Here is a 17,686-nt window from a genome sequence, read left to right on the forward strand (position 1 = left end):
CGCGTTCGCGGGGATGACATCGGCGTTAGAATGACGACTACTCCCGCCTCCTTCGCCGCGCGCGCGGACGCCGCGACCAACCTCGTCCTGCACTTTTTCGACCAGGCCGACCTCTACGGCGATGAGCCGTTCCTGTGGCACAAGAGCGATGGCGCATGGCGGTCGATCTCGTGGCGCGAGACCGCGCGGCGGATCGCGGCGATGGCGGCGGCGCTCAAGGCGATCGGGATCAAGCGTGGCGACCGCGTCGTCATCGTCAGCGAGAACCGCCCCGAATGGCTGATCGCCGACCATGCGATCATGGCGGCAGGTGCGATCACGGTGCCGACCTATGTCACCAATACCGGCGCCGACCACCTCCACATCCTCGACAACAGCGGCGCGGTCGCGGCGTTCGTCTCGACCGCAAAACTTGCCGCGACGCTGATGCCGGCGGTGTTCCGCGCCGAGGCGTGCCGCATCGTCATCGGCATCGAGGCGCTGCGGATCGGCCAGGAGTCGGGGACCGCGCTCTTCGACTGGGCGGCGCTGATCGCGAGCCAGCCCGGCGACGTTGCGGCGGTCCGCGCCGGTGTCACCGCCGGGCGCCCTGACCTCGCCTGCCTGATCTATACCAGCGGTACCGGCGGCGTGCCGCGTGGGGTCAAGCAGCACCACGGCGCGATCCTGCAGAACGTCGCCGCCGCAAGCAGCATCATCGAGACCGACTTTCCGCTTCCCGCCGACGGCGCACGCGATTCGTTCCTGTCGTTCCTGCCGCTCAGTCACGCCTACGAACACACCTGCGGGCAGTTCGTCGCGATCGGGCTTGGCGCGTCGATCCATTATGCCGAGGGGCTTGAGAAGCTCGCGGCGAACATGGAGGAGGTCCGCCCGACGATCATGGTCGTCGTGCCGCGGCTGTTCGAGGTGCTCCGCGCGCGAATCTGCAAGCAGGTCGAAAAGCAGGGCGGCACCGCGATCACTTTGCTCAACAATGCGCTGCGGCTCGGGCGCAAACGCTACGACCGCGGCGGCACGCTGCCGCTGCTCGATCGCCCGCTCGACGCGATCCTCGACGCGACGATCCGCAAGCGGGTGCAGGGGCGCTTCGGCGGGCGGTTGAAGACTTTGGTTTCGGGCGGCGCGCCGCTCAACCCCGACGTCGGACTGTTCTTCGCCTCATTGGGCGTGTCGGTGTGCCAGGGGTACGGCCAGACCGAGGCGGGGCCGCTGATCGCGTGCAACCGCCCGCGCGCACGGATCAAGATGAACACCGTCGGGCCGCCGCTCGCGGGGGTCGAATTGAAGATAGCGGCCGACGGCGAGATCCTCGTCCGTGGCGAACTGGTGATGGACGGCTATTGGATGAACGATGTCGAGAGCCATCGCGCGCTCCAGGACGGCTGGCTGCTGACCGGCGACATCGGCAAGATCGACGCCGACGGGCATCTCGTCATCACCGACCGCAAGAAGGACATCCTCGTCAACGACAAGGGCGACAATATCTCGCCCGCGCGGGTCGAGGGGATGCTGACGCTCCAGCCCGAAATCCTCCAGGCGATGGTCCACGGCGACCGGCGACCGTATCTGGTCGGGGTCGTCGTCGCCGATCCCGAATGGGCGATCGGCTGGGCGCGCGACATGGGCATGCCGGGCGACGTCGCGAAATTGCACGCCGAACCCGAATTCGCCCGCGCGCTGATGGCGGCGGTCGACCGCGTCAACGCCCGCGTCGCGACGGTCGAGAAGGTCCGCCGGGTGATCGTCGCCGATGCGCCGTTCTCGGTCGAGAACGCGCAGATGACGCCGTCATTGAAGATCCGGCGGCATGCGATCGAGGCGGTCTACGGGGAAAAGCTCGATCGGTTGTACGGCTAAGGCGTCAGCCCATTTCGGCAACGAGGCGCGTCAGGCTGATCGCTTTTTCCGGACATGCGGCAACGCAGAGCCCGCAACCGTGACACTGGTTGGGGTTGACGACGAAGCCCTGCTCGCCGCCGTGGACCCAGACTTTAAGCCGGGTCACGAGCGGAAGGTCACGGCGCTCGCCGGCGTCGAGTTTGCGGACCACGAAGACGTCATACGGACAGACGACGACGCAATCCGCCTTGCCCTCGCATCGTGTCGCGTCGATCCGTGGCGCAAGGACGCCGGGCGGTTGCTTGCACCCCGCGTCCTTGCCGGCGATCATGCCCGCACCCAGTCGGCCTTCAGTTCCTCGCGGAAGGCAAACCGCTGGAGGTGTTCGATCACCACCCCCTCCATCCGGTCGAACACCGCCGGGTCGGGGGCGGTGAGCGTCAGGGTTAGCGCCTCGGGGCTGGCCGCGAGGTGGAGCACCGACGTCGGGAACGGGATTGTCCCGGCGGCGGGGTCGAAGCTGACCTCGAACTTGTGGCTCCAGTGCTTGCACAGCTGCTGGAGATACTTCGACCCGTTCGCGGTCGGGATCGTCGCGACGCTGTCCATGCCCTAGCTCCGTTCGATTTCGGCGGCGGCGGCATCGAGCGCCGCCGCGATCTTCGCCGCGGCGCTGTCGTCGACCCCGCCGCGACCGAGCCGAAGCTTGAGTGCGAAGCGGAGGTTGGCCATCGCCCGCAGGATGCGCGGGCCAAAGTCGGGGCCGCTGCCGGCGTCTTCGATCTTGGCGAAAATCGCGTCGACCGTCGCTTGGTTCTCGGCGAGGTTGGCGGTGCCGGCGTCGGTGATCGTATACTGGCGCTTGCTGCCCTCGGTGGTTTCCGAGGTGGCGAAGCCGAGCTCCTCGAGCATCGTCAGCGTCGGGTAGACGACGCCGGGCGACGGCGCATACGCCCCGCCGAGGCGGCTCTCGATCTCGCGGATGATCTCGTAGCCGTGGCGCGGGGCCTCGGCGATCAGCGCGAGGATCAGCAGGCGAAGGTCGCCGTGCTGGAACATCCGGCCGCCACCCGGGCCGCCGCGTCCGCGCCCGGGTCCGCCGTGACCGTGGCGGCCCATTCCGCGAAAATGCATCATTCGTTCTCCAAAGTTGTGACGGCCATCGCCGCCGTGGTCGTGATTATGCTCGTGATTGTGACGGTTGAACATCGTATCGAAACTCCATTTTGATCTATCGATATTACAGATATATCTAAATGCGCTCACGATACAATGGCGGCGCGAAAATTATTTTGGGGTGGCGCGATCGCAAACCCGAGTTCGGAACGCTTGGCAGCGCCAATCAGCCGACGCTCAGCCCGACCTCGGTGCTGCAGACGCAAGCATCTATTCGTCTCAAAAATAACCCAACAGCCGCGACAGCGAGCATCGTCGCCGGGCACCGCACCAGCATTGACCACAATGCGACGTCAATGATAGGCCACGGGAAAGGAACGCATTTTGGATACAAATACGCGCAAGAAAGTGGCCAGGATCGCACTTGTAGTGCTCGTCTGTGCTGTTGTGCTGCGCGTGCTGTTGTTCTTGCTCATGCGCGGCTGAAGACGGCGAATTGGCTGGCTCGGGACGTGCGCCGTCGGGCTGCTCTATCCGCTCGGCCTGGTGCCGCTCCACCTCGGGCCGCTCGGCAGCCTGGCCTCGGTCGGCTGGACCGGCTTAGTATTCCTCGCCTTGCTCGCGCTGCCTGCCTGGTGGGTTGTCCGGACGTTGCGCGATCCTAGTTGGCGCGCTGCCGCTTAGGCCCATCGTCGCCGGATTATTTGTGCGGCGGGAGTTCGTACGGGGTAAAGGGGCCGAAGGTGCAGGCGCCGTAGCCGATCCGGCTTGTCGGGTCGAAGACCTGGAAGATGTCGCCCTGGCATATCCCCGACGTGTATTCGCGGGTGACGATCGAGCGGTCGGACTGGAGAGCGCCGCACGCGGGCGCGATGTCGTTTCGGTAGTATTTGTGGCCGCGCATCTCGAAGACGATCACGCTCTGGTTGACCAACGTCTGGCCGACGATCTCGCGCGAGCGGAGGCAGTTGATCGCCGGGCCGGTGGCGTGGCCCGACAGCATTCGCGCGGCATCAACGGCAGCGGTCGCGGGAACTGCGGCAAGCACGGCGAGCAGCGGCAGGATCAGGCGCATTTTCGGTCTCCCTCGACGATCAACGCACCAACCTGCGCCCCGGTGTCAGCGGAACGCATCCTTCGCCGCGCGGCGGGTCGCGAAGTCGGCGACCGAGCGTGCGCGGGTAAACGGATTGGTCGCACGTTCGAGGCCGATCGTCGACGGCACCGTCGGCTTCCCCGCCGCGCGCGCCGCGTCGATGTCGATCACGCGGCTGGCGAGCGCGGTATTTGCGGGCTCGACGGTGACCGCAAAGCGCGCATTCGACTGGGTATATTCGTGCGCGCAATAGATGAGCGTATCGTCGGGCAGCGCCATCAGCTTGGAGAGGCTCGCCGACATCTGCGCCGGCGTCCCCTCGAACAGCCGCCCGCAGCCGAGCGCGAACAGGGTGTCGCCGCAGAACAGCACGTCGGCACCCGCGAAGTAATACGCGTTATGCCCGGCGGTATGGCCGGGGACGTCGATCACACGGCCCGTCACCGAGCCGACCTGCACCGTGTCGCCCTCGGCGACCGCGCGGTCGATGCCGGGAATCTTCGCCGCCTCCCCCGCCGGGCCGGTGATCCGGCAGCCGGTCGCGGCCTTGATCGCCAGATTGCCGCCGGTGTGGTCGGGGTGCCAGTGGGTGTTCAATATCTGCGTGATCGTCCAGCCGCGCGCTTCTGCCGCCGCGAGAACAGGCTCCGCGACCGCGGGGTCGATCACGACTGTCTCGTCGCCGTCGTGCACGAGATAGACGTAATTGTCGTTGAGCACCGCGATCTGGACGATTTCCATCACCAGACGCCGGTGTTCGGCATCGACGCCCACGGCTCGGCAGGGGGCTTGGCGCCGCCCGCCTGGAGGAGCTCGACCGAGATGCCGTCGGGCGAGCGGACAAACGCCATGTGGCCGTCGCGCGGCGGACGGTTGATCGTCACCCCGCCGTCGGCGAGCCGCGCGCAGGTGTCGTAGATATCGTCGACCGCGTAGGCGAGGTGCCCGAAATTGCGCCCGCCGGTATAATCCTCGGGGTCCCAATTATGGGTCAGCTCGACCTGCGCGGCGGTGTCGCCCGGCGCGGCGAGGAAGACGAGGGTGAAGCGCCCGCGCTCGTTGTCGATCCGCTTGATCTCCGCGAGCCCGAGCAGTTTGTAGAAGGCGAGGCTCGCGTCGATGTCGGTAACGCGGACCATCGTGTGGAGATATTTCATTCGGCGGCTCCTTGGCGGACGCGGCGAATATAGGTCAGCCAGGAACGTGCGCCAGCATCTAAGACGGATTCAGCGCGAGCGACTTTGCCGCCGCCGCCGCTGCTTCCGACCCCGGTGCGCCGTCGACGACCTTCTTCCACTCGGCCCGCGCGAGGTCGGTACGGCCCTGCGCCCCGGCAATATTGCCCGCTTCGAGCGCGACGTCGGGGTCGGTCGGCTCGCGCTTCGCAGCTTCGAGGATCGCCCTTTCGGCAGCAGGCAGGTCCTTCATCCGCCGTTCAAGCGTCGCCAGCAGCAGCCAGCCGGGGACCGCCGACGGGTCGAGCGACGTCGCCCGCGTCAGGTCGGACCGTGCCTCGGTTGTGCGGTTCGCGTCGACCAAAGCGCGCGACCGGTCGGTCAGCAGCGCTGCGAGCCGCGTCGGCTCCGAGCCCGCGACCGCGATCCCCGAGGCGAAGTCGCTGATTGCGGTCGAATTCTGCCTTGCCAGCATCGCGGCGTTGCCCGCCTGCCCCCACAGGTCGGCGGCATGCGGATCGTTCTCGGCCTCGGCGGCCTGTGCCGCCCCGGCGAGCGTTGTCGCCGCGCCGGCGAAGTCACCCTTTTGCCCCTGCGCGAGCGCGAGGCAGTGGCGCGCCGGCACCCCGCCGCCCGCACCGCGCCACTGCGTCGCCTTGTCGATCGCCTGCGCCGGATCGCTCTGCGCAAGGGCGAGGCATTCGCGGTAGCGCTGCGCCTCGAGCGGCGGCCGGGCGGGCGCGGCGGCAACGAGGGTGACGAGCATCAACGGGAGCAGCGCGCGCATTCAGGCCTCCAGGGCGTCGAGTGTCGCGCACAGCAGGGCAAGATCCTGCGGCCGCGACAGGCGGTGGTCACCGTCCTTGATCAGAGTCACCTGCACGTTCGATGAACGCAAGGCATTGGCGACGTCGAGGCTAAGATGCCACGGCACATCGGGGTCGGCCTGCCCGTGGAGCAGTCGGACCGGGCAATCGATCGCGACCTCGCCGCCAAGGACGCGGCTGACGGCTCCGTCGGCGATCAGCCCGGCGTGGTACCGATACGGTGCGCCGTACAGGCTCGGGCGTTCGACGAAGCCGTCGCGGTCGAGCGCCGTGCGATCGGCAGCGCTTAGGTCGAGCCCCCAGTCGGTAAAGTCGGGCGCCCCCGCGATCGTCACCACCGCCGCGACCATTTCGGGTCGGGTGATCGCGATTCGTAGCGCGATCCACGCCCCCATCGACGAGCCGACGAGAACCACCGTCCCGGGCGAGACCGCGTCGATCACCGCGAGCGCGTCGCCGGCCCAGCGCGAGATCGTGCCGTCGGCGAAGTCGCCCCCACTCGCCCCGCACCCCGAATAGTCGAGGCGCAGAAAGCCCCTCCCCCGCCGCCCCGCCCAGACCGCCAGCGCCTCGGCCTTGCTTCCGCTCATGTCGGACATATAGCCGGGGAGGAAGACGACCGTCGGCCCCGAGCCCGCGTGGTAGCGATAGGCGAGCGCGACGCCGTCGCGGTCGAGGGTGGCAGGGAGTGTCATCACTCCACACTTAGTTGCGAGACAGCCCCGGCGAAACTCCCCGCACACTGACGCAAAACCGTCATGCGCGGCTGTTAACGCCAAGGTAACTGCGATCGGCATGGTCGCGCGAAGGGGACACCGCCATGACGACGATCAAGTTCACCGCCCTATTGCTGTGCGCCGCCGCGACGCTGACCGCGAGCGCCGATGCGCTGACCTTCACCAAGGGGCGCTTGGTCGTCGCGGTCGAAGGCAATGGCGTCGTCGGCGGCACCGGCACCTACGCCGACAACGCCGCCGCGCCACTGTCGCTGTTCGAATATTCGCACACCGGCACGACGAGCGCGGCGTACACCGGCAAGCTCGTCCTGCCGCAGACGACCATCGGCAAGAACTCGGCGATTTCGGGCGAATACGGGTCGTCGTCGGAGGCGCTGCTCCAGCGCTCGGCCGACGGCAAGTCGCTCGTCATTGCGGGCTACGGGGTCAACGCCGCCGCGTTCAACGCCAACCCGACCGCATACGGCACCGCGGTCAACGACCCGAGCAAGCCGACCGCGCTCGGCCAATCGGGCAGCCTCAAGGGTGCAGGCTACACCCCGGTCGCGCGCGTCGTCGCCAGGATCGGCACCAATGGCTCGGTCGACACGACCACCGCGCTGTACGGCGTATTCAACGGCAACAACCCGCGCAGCGTCGCCACCGTCGACGGCAAGTCGTATTATATCTCGGGCCAGGGGCGCAGCGGCGACGCCACCGGCGGCGTGTTCTACGCGACCGGCGGCGCTTCGAGCGCGACCGCGATCACCGGCCTCGATACCAATTCGAAGACGCAGGCGCAGGACACCCGCGACGTCCAGGTCGTCGGCGGGCAGCTTTACGTCTCGGTCGACAGCAAGTCGGGCAGCGGCAACAATCGCGACTTCGTCGGCACGCTCGGCACCGCGGGCGCGCTGCCGACAACCCTCGCCAACGGCGGCAACGGCCCGACCAAGCTTGCGGGCTTCGGCAACAGTGGCGGCACCGGCAAGCTGACGCTGACCGCGCAGACGTCGAACGGCGTCAACGCCGTCGGCAAGGAGATCAACCTTAGCCCCGAAAGCTATTTCTTCGCGACGTCGTCGATCATGTACGTTACCGACACCGGCCAGCCGAAGAACAACTCGGCGGCCACCAGCCTCGGCGACGGCGGCTTGCAGAAGTGGGTCAAGGACGGCAGCGGCAACTGGAACCTCGCCTACACGCTGTTCGCCGGTTTGAACCTCGTCGCCAACACCGCGGCATCGGGAACGACCGGACTGTTCGGCCTGGCGGGCGAAGTCGACGGCAGCCTCGTCAACCTTTACGCGACGAATTATATCATCGGCGACCTCGGCGCGACGTATATCTACGGCATCACCGACGTGTTATCGGCGACAACCCGCCCGACCGGCGCCGCCACCGAGACCTTCGTCAAGCTCGCCACCGCCCCCGACAATTCGAAGTTCCAGGGCATCGCGCTCGCCCCGGTTCCTGAGCCCGCCAGCTGGGCGCTGATGATCACCGGCTTCGCTTTCGTCGGCGTCAGCGCCCGTCGTCGGGGGACCGCCGTCGCCGCCTAGCGCGGCAACGGCGGCGCGGAATCAGTCGTCGTTGCGATCGAGCGTCGCGAGATCGATCACATATCGAAAGCGGACGTCACCATCGATGACGGCCTTGTAGGCGTCATTGATCTTGTCGATCGCGATGACTTCGACGTCGGGACCGATGTGGTGCTCGGCGCAGAAGTCGAGAATTTCCTGCGTGTCGGCGAGATTGCCGATCAGCGAGCCCGCGACCGAGCGGCGGTGGAACGCGACTTCGCTGTTGTCGACCCCCTTCATCGGTTCGAGCGCGCCGCAGATCGTCAGCGTCTTGTCGCGCTTGAGCAGCTTCACGAACGGGTTGATGTCGTGCTTCTCGGGGATCGTCGAGAGGATGAAGTCGAAGCTCGACTTGAGCGATGTCATCGTCTTGGTGTCGTCCTCGAGGACCCCGGTCACACCGATCCGCTTGGCCTCGTCGAGCTTGTCCTTGGTCGTGGTGAAAACGGTGACGTCGGCCCCCATCGCCTTGGCGATCTTCGCCGCCATGTCGCCGAGCCCGCCGAAACCGACGATACCGACCTTGTCGCCCGCCTTGACCCCCCAATGCTTCATCGGGGAATAGGTCGTGACGCCCGCGCACAGGATCGGCGCGGCAACTTCAGGCTGCAGCCCCGCCGGAATCTTGAGCGCGAAATCGGCGGGCACGACGACGATGTTCGAATAGCCGCCGAACGTATTGTCGCGGCCATAATGATTTTTGCCGTCGTCGGCCTTTGCCTTGGGCACCATCGGCCCGTTGTACGTCGCGAGCCAGCTGTTCGGCCCTTCGCAATAATTTTCGTCGCCGGTGCGGCACGGCTCGCAGGTCCGGCAGCTGTCGATCATGCAGCCGACCCCGACCATGTCGCCGACCGCGTGGCGCGTCACGTCGCCGCCGACTTTGGTCACGCGTCCGACGATTTCGTGTCCCGGCAGGCACGGATAGACGGTGTTCGACCATTCGTCCTTCACCTGGTGAATATCCGAATGGCAGACGCCGCAGAACATGACCGCGATCTCGACCTCGTTCGCCTTCGCCTCCTCGCGCTCGAATTCGTAGCGCTTCAGCTTGCTGTAGCTGTGCTTGGCGGCGTAGCCGACGGCCTTGATCATGGTCTGCTCCGGTGATGGTGAGGATGCCGGGCCAACGCGAGTGGTCCGCTTCGGGTCCGTCGTGGTTGACTTGGCTTGGCGCATTCCTACGGTGCGCGGCGCTATGACCCAGATGATCCGCCTGACCCTGCCCGATGGTTCCGTTCGCGAAGTTTCGCGCGGGACTACGGGTGCCGACGTCGCCGCGAGCATCGGTCCGGGACTCGCCAAGGCGGCGATCGCAGCGCGGGTCGACGGCACGCTGGTCGACCTGTCGCGGCCGATCGAGGGCGATGCATCGCTCGCGCTCGTCACGTCGAAGGACGAGGGCGTAGCGCTCGATCTCGCGCGGCACGATTACGCCCACGTCCTCGCCGAGGCGGTCCAGCACCTGTTCCCGGGGACGCAGATCACCTTTGGCCCATCGACCGACGACGGCTTCTACTACGACTTCGCGCCCAAGAATCGTCCGTTTACCGAGGACGACCTGCCCGCGATCGAGGCCGAGATGCGCCGGATCATCGGGCGTAACGAGACGCTGGTGCGCGAGGAATGGGAGCGCGACCGCCTCGTCGCGCACTTCGCCGCGCACGGCGAGACCTTCAAGGCCGAATGGGCGGCCGAGCTCCCCGACGGTGAGCCGCTGACGATCTATCGCGCCGGGACTGGCGACGACGCGTGGCTCGACCTGTGCCGCGGGCCGCATCTGCCGTCGACGGGGAAGCTCGATCCGAACGCGTTCAAGCTGACGCGGGTGTCGGGCGCGTACTGGCGCGGCGACCAGGCAAACGCGATGCTCAGCCGCATCTACGGCACCGGCTGGCTCAACAAGAAGCAGCTCGATGCGCATCTGCTGCGGCTCGAGGAAGCGGCAAAACGCGACCACCGCCGGATCGGCGCGGAGATGGACCTGTTCCACCTCCAGTCCGAGGCGCAGGGCTCGGTATTCTGGCACCCTAAGGGCTATCTGCTGTGGCGCGCGCTCGAGGCGTATATGCGCCGCCGCCTCGACGCCGCGGGCTATCTCGAGGTCAAGACGCCGCAGTTGATGGACGCACGCCAGTGGGAGGCGTCGGGACATTGGGGCAAGTACCGCGAGAACATGTTCGTCGTGCCCGACGAGGTTCCCGGGACCAACGAGGAAGGCCCGATCCTGACCGGCGAAGGCGATTTGATGGCGCTCAAGCCGATGAACTGCCCGGCGCACGTCCTGATCTTCCGCCAGGGGATCAAGTCGTACCGCGACCTGCCGCTGCGCCTCGCCGAGTTTGGCTGCTGCCATCGGAACGAGCCGCACGGCGCGCTTCACGGCATCATGCGCGTCCGCCAGTTCACCCAGGACGACGCGCACATCTTCTGCCGCGACGACCAGATCGTCGACGAGGTCCGGCGTTTCTGCGACCTGCTCGACGTCGTCTACAAGGACCTCGGCTTCGACACCTACGCCGTCAAGCTGGCGCTGCGCCCCGAAAAGCGCTTCGGCAGCGAAGAGATGTGGGACCGCGCCGAGAACGACCTGCGCGAGGCGGTTCGCCTCGCCGGGCGGCAGGGGCCGGAATATGGCTGGGAGGAACTCCCGGGCGAAGGCGCTTTTTATTCGCCTAAGCTCGAATTCCATCTGACCGACGCGATCGGCCGGACGTGGCAGTGCGGCACGATCCAGCTCGACTATGTCCTGCCCGAGCGCCTCGACGCGAGCTATGTCGGCGAGGACGGCGCGCGCCACCAGCCGGTCATGCTCCACCGCGCGATCCTCGGCACGTTCGAACGCTTCATCGGCATCCTGATCGAACACCACGCCGGGCGCTTCCCGTTGTGGCTCGCGCCGGTGCAGGCAGTCGTCGCGACGATCGTGTCCGACGCCGATGGCTATGCCGAAACCGTTTCGGCGGCGCTGGCCAAGGCGGGGCTGCGCGTCGACACCGACCTCCGCAACGAGAAGATCAATTACAAGGTCCGCGAGCACAGCCTCGCGCATGTCCCGTACATGCTCGTTCTCGGCCGGCGGGAGGCCGAGGAGGGCACCGTTGCGCTCCGCCCACTCGGCGGCGGTGAGCAGCGCGTGCTGCCGCTGGCGGAAGCGGTCGCGCTGCTGGCGGGCGAGGCTGTCCCGCCGGATTTGCGAGCCCAGCCGACGACGCTCGTATAAGCGAGCGTCGCCGGACAAGCCCCGCTCGACTGTGCCGCAAGCTTTAGCTGACGGCGGTCAGCCTAGCGTCCCGGCTGGAAACTGAACAACGCGGTGGGGAGTGATGCCGGTGCGCCCGGCTTGAACCACGACGTGTCCTGGATGTGCGACGCGGTGACGTAGATCGTCCCGTCAGGCGCTTCCGACATCGTGTCGGGCCAGCGCAGTCGCGGATCACTGACGACCGTCTCAAGCGACTTTCCGGTCCAGCGCTTGACCGAATTGTCCATCGGCGACGTCACGTAGAGCACGCCCGCCCGGCTCATCCACAGACCATCGGCGACCGTCGTCGTGCCGACCGTCCGCACCGCTGCGGCGACGTCGCCAGCAGGCACGCCCTTCGCCAGCCTGCTCGTCGCGATCGAGTAGAGCGTCCGTCCGGTCAGCGCCTGCCAGTATAAGGTTGCGCCGTCGTTCGACAGGGCGATGCCGTCGGCGGCGAACGCCGGCTGGCGGCCATCGGGGCGACGCAGCGGCTTGCCGTCGACCTTGACGACGACATCCTTCTCGACCTGGGTCGACGGGTGACCATCGAGCAAGCGGAACGAGTCGCCGGTAACGAGATCGACGACGATGATTGCGCCGCGCGTCCCTGAATCGGTGATGTACCCAGTCTTGCCGTCGGGACTGAAGCGAATGTCGTTAAGATAGCTGCCCTGCAGGACGACCGACTCGGCGAACTTGATGACCTTGACCACCTTGTTCGTCGCGAGATCGATGCGCACCAGCTTCGGACCGCCCGGCAAGATCTTCTCGTTGCCGGGCGCGGCCGGGTCGAGAACCCAGAGTGAGCCGCGACCGTCGGCAACGATCGACTGGACGCAGACGAAGTAATCGCCGACCGGCATCTCGTTCTGCTTAGCGTTGCGCCACGAATTCCATTTCGCGTCGGGGTAGGGCCGCAGCTTGTTGCCGGGAAGAACCTCGGCGACGGATATCGGCGCGTCATCGGTCCAGCGCGGAAAGTTGACGAACGTCCTGCCGTCGGGGGTGACGCTGACGCCGGTCACCTGATGGTCGAAACCGGCGACCTTCGTCAGCCCGCCGGTGTCCGACGCGCGGGCGATCCCGGCGACCGTGACCGCGAGGGCGGCGGTCGCGAGCAGCGCTGCGGCGCGCTTCATGCCGTCACCGCTGACACGCGGATACCGGGCTGCGCGCCGCCCAATAGCGGGACGATACCTTCGGCGAATATCTTTTGCATGACAGTCCTGTCCGTTGATCGGCCAACGAACAAGCAGAGGTCGGGCGTGTTCCCGGCACGAAGCATGAAAAGACTTGCGCATCGTTCGACAGGGCTGCTGGCATCCATGAGCTTAATGGCATGACCACTACTGTACGTTACCGCGCCCGCAATTTGCACCTCAGCCGGCCTGCTGCAGCATGGCCAATACAATATGTCGGCGAGCCTCTGCCCGATTTGGACGGATGGTCACGGGCCACTCGGCGGAACTCAATTCGATCTTAACCCGCGACGTGGCGCAGCAACCCGCGCTTGCGCAGCGCAAAGCCGACCATCCCGTAGCCCGCGACGAGCAGCAGCCAGACACGCGGCTCGGGGACGATCTCGAGCGTCGCGAGCGAGGTCGTTGCCGCCGGGGAACGCCACGATTCGCGTGCTGCGACATCGACGAAGTCCGGGCCGCCGTCGAGCGGCAGCTGATCGAAGTTGATGACCGGCGCCGAAGGGTCGGCGACCGCGACGCCTAGACCCGGCGCGGGGACGGCGAGCAGGACGGCAACCCCGGCGATCGACTTCATCATGGTCAAGCTCCGCAACACGGCACGTCCCCCCGCCAAGCAGTTACGGCGGCGCGCACCAGCGCTTGCGCTCGCGCGGCACCACCGCCAGCGCTTGCCCCGGCGCGCGGCTTGCTCTAGCCCGCAAGGCCCGCCGGAGACCGATCCGCCCCATGACCACCGCCCGCACCGCCACCGTCGCCCGCGCGACGAACGAGACCAGCGTCGACGTCACCGTCAACCTCGACGGCAGCGGCGTTTACACCGTGTCGACCGGGATCGGCTTCCTCGACCACATGCTCGAGCAGCTGTCGCGGCACTCGCTGATCGACCTCGACGTGACGGTGAAGGGCGACCTCCACATCGACGCGCACCACACCACCGAGGACAGCGGCATCGCGATCGGCGAGGCGGTGGCGAAGGCACTCGGCGACCGGCGCGGCATCACCCGCTACGGTGACGCGCTGATCCCGATGGACGAGACGCTGACCCGCGTCGCGCTCGACATCTCGGGGCGCCCGTACCTCGTCTGGAAGACCGCGTTCAGCCAGCCGCGATTGGGCGAGATGGACACCGAATTGTTCAAGGAATGGTTCGCCGCCTTCGCCGGGTCGGCGGGGATCACGCTCCACATCGAGACGCTGTACGGCGTCAACAACCACCACATCGTCGAAAGCTGCTTCAAGGGCCTCGCGCGGGCGCTGCGGACGGCGGTGAGCCTCGACCCGCGCAAGCTCGACGCGATCCCGTCGACCAAGGGCACGCTGGGCGGTGCCGCCGCGGCGCTCGATGGCTGAGCAGGTCGTCGTCATCGATTACGGCGCGGGCAACCTGTGCTCGGTCGATAACGCTCTTCGCGTCGCGGTCGGCACCGACTCGGGCGCGGAGGTCAGCGTGTCGAGCGACCCCGACGTCATCGCCCGCGCCGACCGCATCGTCCTCCCCGGAGTCGGCGCGTTCGGCCAGTGCATCGGCGCGCTGCGCTCGGCGTCGGGGATCGAGGATGCGATGACGCAGGCGGTCAAGGGCCGCGGCGTCCCGTTCCTCGGCATCTGCGTCGGCATGCAGTTGCTTGCGACCGAGGGGGTCGAGCACGGCAGCCACCGCGGGCTCGACTGGATCGGCGGCACCGTCGCGCGGATCGTCCCCGACGTCGCGGCGCTCAAGGTCCCGCACATGGGCTGGAACACCGTGTCGCTCGATGCCGCCCACCCCGCGCTCGCCGCGCTGACTCCCGACGCAGCGGCGTATTTTGTCCACAGCTATGCCTTCACGGTCGCCGACCCTGCGCACCGCCTCGCGACGACCGATCACGGCGGGTCGATCGCCGCGATGGTCGGGCGCGACAACATCCTCGGCGTCCAGTTCCACCCCGAGAAGAGCCAGGCATACGGCCTCGCCTTCCTCCGCGGGTTTTTGGAGTGGCGGCCGTGAGCGGCTTCACCATCTACCCGGCGATCGACCTCAAGGGCGGGCAGGTCGTTCGCCTCGCCGAGGGCGACATGGCGCGGGCGACGGTCTACGCCGACGACCCCGCCGCGCAGGCGCGCCGCTTCCACGACGACGGCGCCGCCGCGCTCCACGTCGTCGACCTCGACGGCGCGTTCGCCGGGAGCGGGGTCAATTCCGCCGCGGTCGAGCGCATCGTCGCCGCCTTCCCCGGACGCGTCCAGGTCGGCGGCGGGATTCGTAGCCGCGCCGACATCGACCGCTGGCTGAGCCTTGGCGTCACCCGCGTCGTCATGGGCACCGCCGCGCTCGACGATCCCGATCTCGTCCGTGCCGCCGCGAAGGCCGCCCCCGGATGCATCATCGTTGCGGTCGACGCGCGAGGCGGCATGGTCGCGACGCGCGGCTGGGCGAGCGTGTCGACCGTCGCCGTCGCCGAGCTCGCATTGCGCTTCGAGGACGCGGGAGTCGCCGCCGTCCTGTTCACCGACGTCGGCCGCGACGGGCTTCTCAAGGGGGTCAACGTCGAGGCCACCGCCGCGCTCGCCGCCGCGTGCAGCCTGCCGGTGATCGCTAGCGGCGGCGTTGCAGGGCCGAGCGATATCACTGCCCTGCGCCGCCATGCCAATATCGAGGGCGTCATCGTCGGCCGCGCGATCTACGACGGGCGGCTGACGCTGCCCGATGCGCTGCGGCTGGCGGCATGATGTCGCTTTCTCCTGTCGTCCCCGCGAAAGCGGGTACCCAAGGTCACCACATCGCGACCTTGGGTACCCGCGTTCGCGGGGATGACAAATTGGTGCGTGCATGACCCTCTCGGTCCGCGTCATCCCGTGCCTCGACGTCGCCGACGGGCGCGTGGTCAAGGGCGTCAACTTCGCGCGGCTGACCGATGCCGGCGACCCGGTCGAAGCGGCGCGGGTGTACGACGCCGCCGGGGCCGACGAGCTGATCTTCCTCGACATCACCGCAACCCACGAGGAACGCGGCACGATCCTCGACATCGTCCGCCGCACGGCGTCGGTGTGTTTCATGCCGCTGACCGTCGGCGGCGGCGTCCGCACCGTCGACGACGTTCGCGCGCTCCTGCTCAGCGGCGCCGACAAGGTCGGGGTCAACTCGGCTGCGGTCGCCCGCCCCGCGCTGATCGGCGAGCTGTCGCGGCATTTCGGCGAGCAATGCATCACCGTCGCGGTCGACGCCAAGTCGGTCTCGCCGGGCCGGTGGGAGGTGTTCACCCACGGCGGACGGCGCGCGACGGGGATCGACGCGGTCGCCTATTGCATCGAGGCGGCGAAGCTCGGCGCGGGCGAAATCCTGCTGACGAGCATGGACCGCGACGGCACCAAGTGCGGCTACGACATCGCGCTGACCCGGGCGGTCGCCGACGCCGTGCCGGTGCCGGTGATCGCGAGCGGCGGCGTCGGCGGGGTCGGCGACCTCGTCGAGGGCGTCATCGACGGCCACGCCAGCGCGGTCCTCGCCGCGTCGATCTTCCACTTCGGCGAGGCGACGATTGCCGCCGCTAAGGCACGGATGGCCGACGCGGGCATCCGCGTGCGGACGGTGTGATGGATCAGTTCGCCAAGGCGCCAGCCGACCAGTTCGCCAAGGCGTCAGCCGACCAATTCGACCGCCTGCTCGCCGCCGTCGTCGAGCGCCGCGAGGGCGATCCGGCATCGTCCTACGTCGCCAAGCTGACCGCCAAGGGTCGCGCCAAGATCGCGCAGAAACTCGGCGAGGAGGCGGTCGAAACCGTCATCGCCGCGATGCAGGACGACCGCGTCGCGCTGGTCGGTGAAGCGACCGACCTGATCTTCCACCTCGCCGTCCTCCTCGCCGACGCCGGCCTGACCTTCGACGACCTCCGTACCGAACTGCTCCGCCGCGAAGGCGTCTCGGGGCTGGCGGAAAAAGCGGGACGCAAACCCTAACCCTTTCCTGATCGGGGTTGGGGAAGCCAGGAGTAGATCATGCCCGTCGATGCACTCGCCCCCTACGACCCGACCAACGTCTTCGCGCGCATCCTCCGCGACGAGATCCCGTCGCGGCGGGTATACGAGAACGACTTCGCGATCGCCTTCCACGACCTCGCGCCCCAGGCCCCGGTCCACATCCTCGTCATCCCGCGCGGGCCGTACGTGTCGTGGGCGGATTTCAGCGCGAAGGCGTCGGATGCCGAGATCGCCGGGTTCGTCCGCGCGGTCGGGACGGTCGCGCGGCAGCAGGGGCTCGAGGCACCGGGCTATCGCCTCCTCGCGAACTCCGGCGTGCACGCTCATCAGGAGGTGCCGCACCTCCACGTCCACATCTTCGGCGGCACGCAGATGGGCGCGATGCTCCCGCGCTAGCTCTCAATCCTCCTTCGCTCTTGCGGGGGAGGAATAAGGACGACCGCAGACTGTAGGATTTGGCACCGCAACCTTGACAATTCGCGGCCTTTCGGTTACGCATCCGGAATGACAAACATCCCTCCCACCCCCGTCCGCCGCGCCCGTCACGACGGCTGGACCGAGGAGCGCAAGGCCGCTTTTACCGCTGCGATCGGCAGCGGTGGGACGGTCGCGGCGGCGGCCGCTTCGGCGGGCATGTCGCGGCAGTCGGCGTACCGGTTGCGCGCAAGTCCCGACGGCGCTGTGGCCGCAGCGGCGTGGAGCGGACCGCGGACGGAGATGCGCGGCGACTTGCTCGACGCCCTTTTCGATAGCATCCAGGCGACCCACACCGCCGCCGAAGCCGCCGATACGACCGGCAAAAGCGACTGGATTATCCGCGCGCTTCGCCTCGCCACCCGCCGCGCGAAACGACGTGGCTGGGCTGCGGCTCGCCGCGCCAAGACAGCGCAAAAGCTGGTCGTTTAGTGGACTTGTGTAACCTTCC

Annotated in this window: 21 protein-coding genes; 10 read left to right on the forward strand and 11 right to left on the reverse strand. The window is 67.7% G+C overall.

All coding sequences use genetic code 11. The annotated features are described in order from the left end of the window. The first annotated feature begins 30 nt into the window (after positions 1-30). On the forward strand, positions 31-1,860 hold the full coding sequence (locus tag KZX46_RS05620) for a long-chain fatty acid--CoA ligase (protein ID WP_219775818.1): 1,830 nt from the start codon (positions 31-33) through the stop codon (positions 1,858-1,860). 4 nt (positions 1,861-1,864) lie between these two features. Here the strand turns inward: KZX46_RS05620 and KZX46_RS05625 are convergent, their stop codons facing one another. From KZX46_RS05625 to KZX46_RS05660, 8 genes are all read right to left on the reverse strand, one after another. After that, positions 1,865-2,173, reverse strand: coding sequence for a 4Fe-4S binding protein (locus tag KZX46_RS05625; protein WP_219775819.1), 309 nt, complete (start codon positions 2,171-2,173; stop codon positions 1,865-1,867). Next, positions 2,170-2,451, reverse strand: a complete 282-nt coding sequence (locus KZX46_RS05630; RefSeq protein ID WP_219775820.1) for a DUF2218 domain-containing protein — start codon at positions 2,449-2,451, stop codon at positions 2,170-2,172. Before KZX46_RS05630 ends, KZX46_RS05625 begins: the two co-directional genes overlap by 4 nt. A 3-nt stretch (positions 2,452-2,454) precedes the next feature. Beyond that, a complete protein-coding gene (locus KZX46_RS05635; RefSeq protein ID WP_216709499.1) occupies positions 2,455-2,979 on the reverse strand; it encodes a PadR family transcriptional regulator in 525 nt (174 codons plus the stop codon). 679 nt (positions 2,980-3,658) lie between these two features. Then, entirely contained in the window at positions 3,659-4,033 is a 375-nt protein-coding gene (locus KZX46_RS05640) for a hypothetical protein (protein WP_219775822.1), read from the reverse strand. Positions 4,034-4,078: 45 nt separating this feature from the next. After that, complete coding sequence (gene gloB, locus KZX46_RS05645) at positions 4,079-4,798, reverse strand: hydroxyacylglutathione hydrolase (RefSeq protein ID WP_219776870.1); 720 nt, start codon at positions 4,796-4,798, stop codon at positions 4,079-4,081. Then, entirely contained in the window at positions 4,795-5,211 is a 417-nt protein-coding gene (locus KZX46_RS05650; protein WP_219775823.1) for a VOC family protein, read from the reverse strand. Before KZX46_RS05650 ends, gloB begins: the two co-directional genes overlap by 4 nt. A gap of 58 nt (positions 5,212-5,269) precedes the next feature. Beyond that, positions 5,270-6,016, reverse strand: coding sequence for a tetratricopeptide repeat protein (locus KZX46_RS05655; protein ID WP_219775824.1), 747 nt, complete (start codon positions 6,014-6,016; stop codon positions 5,270-5,272). Beyond that, positions 6,017-6,751 carry an alpha/beta fold hydrolase gene (locus KZX46_RS05660; RefSeq protein ID WP_219775825.1) on the reverse strand — a complete coding sequence of 245 codons (735 nt, stop codon included), beginning with the start codon at positions 6,749-6,751 and terminating at the stop codon, positions 6,017-6,019. 125 nt (positions 6,752-6,876) lie between these two features. Here KZX46_RS05660 and KZX46_RS05665 point away from each other — a divergent pair, with 125 nt between their 5' ends. Further along, entirely contained in the window at positions 6,877-8,334 is a 1,458-nt protein-coding gene (locus KZX46_RS05665; RefSeq protein WP_219775826.1) for a PEPxxWA-CTERM sorting domain-containing protein, read from the forward strand. Between the two features lie 21 nt (positions 8,335-8,355). Here KZX46_RS05665 and KZX46_RS05670 read toward each other — a convergent pair whose 3' ends face one another. Beyond that, the gene (locus KZX46_RS05670) at positions 8,356-9,450 is read right to left on the reverse strand and encodes an NAD(P)-dependent alcohol dehydrogenase (protein ID WP_219775827.1); all 1,095 of its coding nucleotides are present in this window, start codon (positions 9,448-9,450) and stop codon (positions 8,356-8,358) included. 103 nt (positions 9,451-9,553) lie between these two features. Between KZX46_RS05670 and thrS the strand changes: the two genes are divergently transcribed. Further along, entirely contained in the window at positions 9,554-11,578 is a 2,025-nt protein-coding gene (thrS, locus tag KZX46_RS05675) for a threonine--tRNA ligase (protein ID WP_219775828.1), read from the forward strand. A gap of 62 nt (positions 11,579-11,640) precedes the next feature. Here the strand turns inward: thrS and KZX46_RS05680 are convergent, their stop codons facing one another. After that, positions 11,641-12,741, reverse strand: coding sequence for a major royal jelly family protein (locus tag KZX46_RS05680; protein WP_226896122.1), 1,101 nt, complete (start codon positions 12,739-12,741; stop codon positions 11,641-11,643). Positions 12,742-13,081: 340 nt separating this feature from the next. Next, positions 13,082-13,381 (reverse strand): hypothetical protein, encoded by a 300-nt coding sequence (locus KZX46_RS05685; RefSeq protein ID WP_219775830.1) that lies wholly within the window; start codon positions 13,379-13,381, stop codon positions 13,082-13,084. A 149-nt stretch (positions 13,382-13,530) separates the two neighbouring features. On the opposite strand from KZX46_RS05685, the gene hisB reads away from it, so the two are divergent. From hisB to KZX46_RS05720, 7 genes are all read left to right on the forward strand, one after another. Beyond that, positions 13,531-14,154 (forward strand): imidazoleglycerol-phosphate dehydratase HisB, encoded by a 624-nt coding sequence (gene hisB, locus KZX46_RS05690; RefSeq protein WP_219775831.1) that lies wholly within the window; start codon positions 13,531-13,533, stop codon positions 14,152-14,154. Next, positions 14,147-14,791, forward strand: a complete 645-nt coding sequence (gene hisH / locus KZX46_RS05695; RefSeq protein ID WP_219775832.1) for an imidazole glycerol phosphate synthase subunit HisH — start codon at positions 14,147-14,149, stop codon at positions 14,789-14,791. Before hisB ends, hisH begins: the two co-directional genes overlap by 8 nt. Further along, entirely contained in the window at positions 14,788-15,513 is a 726-nt protein-coding gene (gene hisA, locus KZX46_RS05700; protein ID WP_219775833.1) for a 1-(5-phosphoribosyl)-5-[(5-phosphoribosylamino)methylideneamino]imidazole-4-carboxamide isomerase, read from the forward strand. The genes hisH and hisA overlap by 4 nt, the downstream gene beginning before the upstream one ends. Positions 15,514-15,613: 100 nt before the next feature. Next, the gene (gene hisF, locus KZX46_RS05705) at positions 15,614-16,378 is read left to right on the forward strand and encodes an imidazole glycerol phosphate synthase subunit HisF (RefSeq protein ID WP_219775834.1); all 765 of its coding nucleotides are present in this window, start codon (positions 15,614-15,616) and stop codon (positions 16,376-16,378) included. Continuing rightward, a complete protein-coding gene (locus tag KZX46_RS05710) occupies positions 16,378-16,740 on the forward strand; it encodes a phosphoribosyl-ATP diphosphatase (protein ID WP_219775835.1) in 363 nt (120 codons plus the stop codon). Before hisF ends, KZX46_RS05710 begins: the two co-directional genes overlap by 1 nt. Before the next feature lie 39 nt (positions 16,741-16,779). Continuing rightward, positions 16,780-17,157, forward strand: coding sequence for an HIT domain-containing protein (locus tag KZX46_RS05715; protein ID WP_219775836.1), 378 nt, complete (start codon positions 16,780-16,782; stop codon positions 17,155-17,157). Positions 17,158-17,265: 108 nt separating this feature from the next. Beyond that, a complete protein-coding gene (locus KZX46_RS05720) occupies positions 17,266-17,667 on the forward strand; it encodes a hypothetical protein (RefSeq protein ID WP_219775837.1) in 402 nt (133 codons plus the stop codon). Positions 17,668-17,686 lie beyond the last annotated feature (19 nt).

Source organism: Polymorphobacter sp. PAMC 29334 (assembly GCF_019431245.1).
In the GTDB taxonomy this organism is placed as follows: domain Bacteria; phylum Pseudomonadota; class Alphaproteobacteria; order Sphingomonadales; family Sphingomonadaceae; genus Polymorphobacter_B; species Polymorphobacter_B megasporae.

Excerpts from the sequence above, each read along its gene's own strand:
- KZX46_RS05620 (WP_219775818.1), top strand. The coding sequence starts at position 31 with ATGACGACTACTCCCGCCTCCTTCGCCGCGCGCGCGGACGCCGCGACC.
- KZX46_RS05625 (WP_219775819.1), bottom strand. The coding sequence starts at position 2,173 with ATGATCGCCGGCAAGGACGCGGGGTGCAAGCAACCGCCCGGCGTCCTT.
- KZX46_RS05630 (WP_219775820.1), bottom strand. The coding sequence starts at position 2,451 with ATGGACAGCGTCGCGACGATCCCGACCGCGAACGGGTCGAAGTATCTC.
- KZX46_RS05635 (WP_216709499.1), bottom strand. The coding sequence starts at position 2,979 with ATGATGCATTTTCGCGGAATGGGCCGCCACGGTCACGGCGGACCCGGG.
- KZX46_RS05640 (WP_219775822.1), bottom strand. The coding sequence starts at position 4,033 with ATGCGCCTGATCCTGCCGCTGCTCGCCGTGCTTGCCGCAGTTCCCGCG.
- KZX46_RS05650 (WP_219775823.1), bottom strand. The coding sequence starts at position 5,211 with ATGAAATATCTCCACACGATGGTCCGCGTTACCGACATCGACGCGAGC.
- KZX46_RS05655 (WP_219775824.1), bottom strand. The coding sequence starts at position 6,016 with ATGCGCGCGCTGCTCCCGTTGATGCTCGTCACCCTCGTTGCCGCCGCG.
- KZX46_RS05660 (WP_219775825.1), bottom strand. The coding sequence starts at position 6,751 with ATGACACTCCCTGCCACCCTCGACCGCGACGGCGTCGCGCTCGCCTAT.
- KZX46_RS05665 (WP_219775826.1), top strand. The coding sequence starts at position 6,877 with ATGACGACGATCAAGTTCACCGCCCTATTGCTGTGCGCCGCCGCGACG.
- KZX46_RS05670 (WP_219775827.1), bottom strand. The coding sequence starts at position 9,450 with ATGATCAAGGCCGTCGGCTACGCCGCCAAGCACAGCTACAGCAAGCTG.
- thrS (WP_219775828.1), top strand. The coding sequence starts at position 9,554 with ATGACCCAGATGATCCGCCTGACCCTGCCCGATGGTTCCGTTCGCGAA.
- KZX46_RS05680 (WP_226896122.1), bottom strand. The coding sequence starts at position 12,741 with ATGAAGCGCGCCGCAGCGCTGCTCGCGACCGCCGCCCTCGCGGTCACG.
- KZX46_RS05685 (WP_219775830.1), bottom strand. The coding sequence starts at position 13,381 with ATGATGAAGTCGATCGCCGGGGTTGCCGTCCTGCTCGCCGTCCCCGCG.
- hisB (WP_219775831.1), top strand. The coding sequence starts at position 13,531 with ATGACCACCGCCCGCACCGCCACCGTCGCCCGCGCGACGAACGAGACC.
- hisH (WP_219775832.1), top strand. The coding sequence starts at position 14,147 with ATGGCTGAGCAGGTCGTCGTCATCGATTACGGCGCGGGCAACCTGTGC.
- hisF (WP_219775834.1), top strand. The coding sequence starts at position 15,614 with ATGACCCTCTCGGTCCGCGTCATCCCGTGCCTCGACGTCGCCGACGGG.
- KZX46_RS05710 (WP_219775835.1), top strand. The coding sequence starts at position 16,378 with ATGGATCAGTTCGCCAAGGCGCCAGCCGACCAGTTCGCCAAGGCGTCA.
- KZX46_RS05715 (WP_219775836.1), top strand. The coding sequence starts at position 16,780 with ATGCCCGTCGATGCACTCGCCCCCTACGACCCGACCAACGTCTTCGCG.
- KZX46_RS05720 (WP_219775837.1), top strand. The coding sequence starts at position 17,266 with ATGACAAACATCCCTCCCACCCCCGTCCGCCGCGCCCGTCACGACGGC.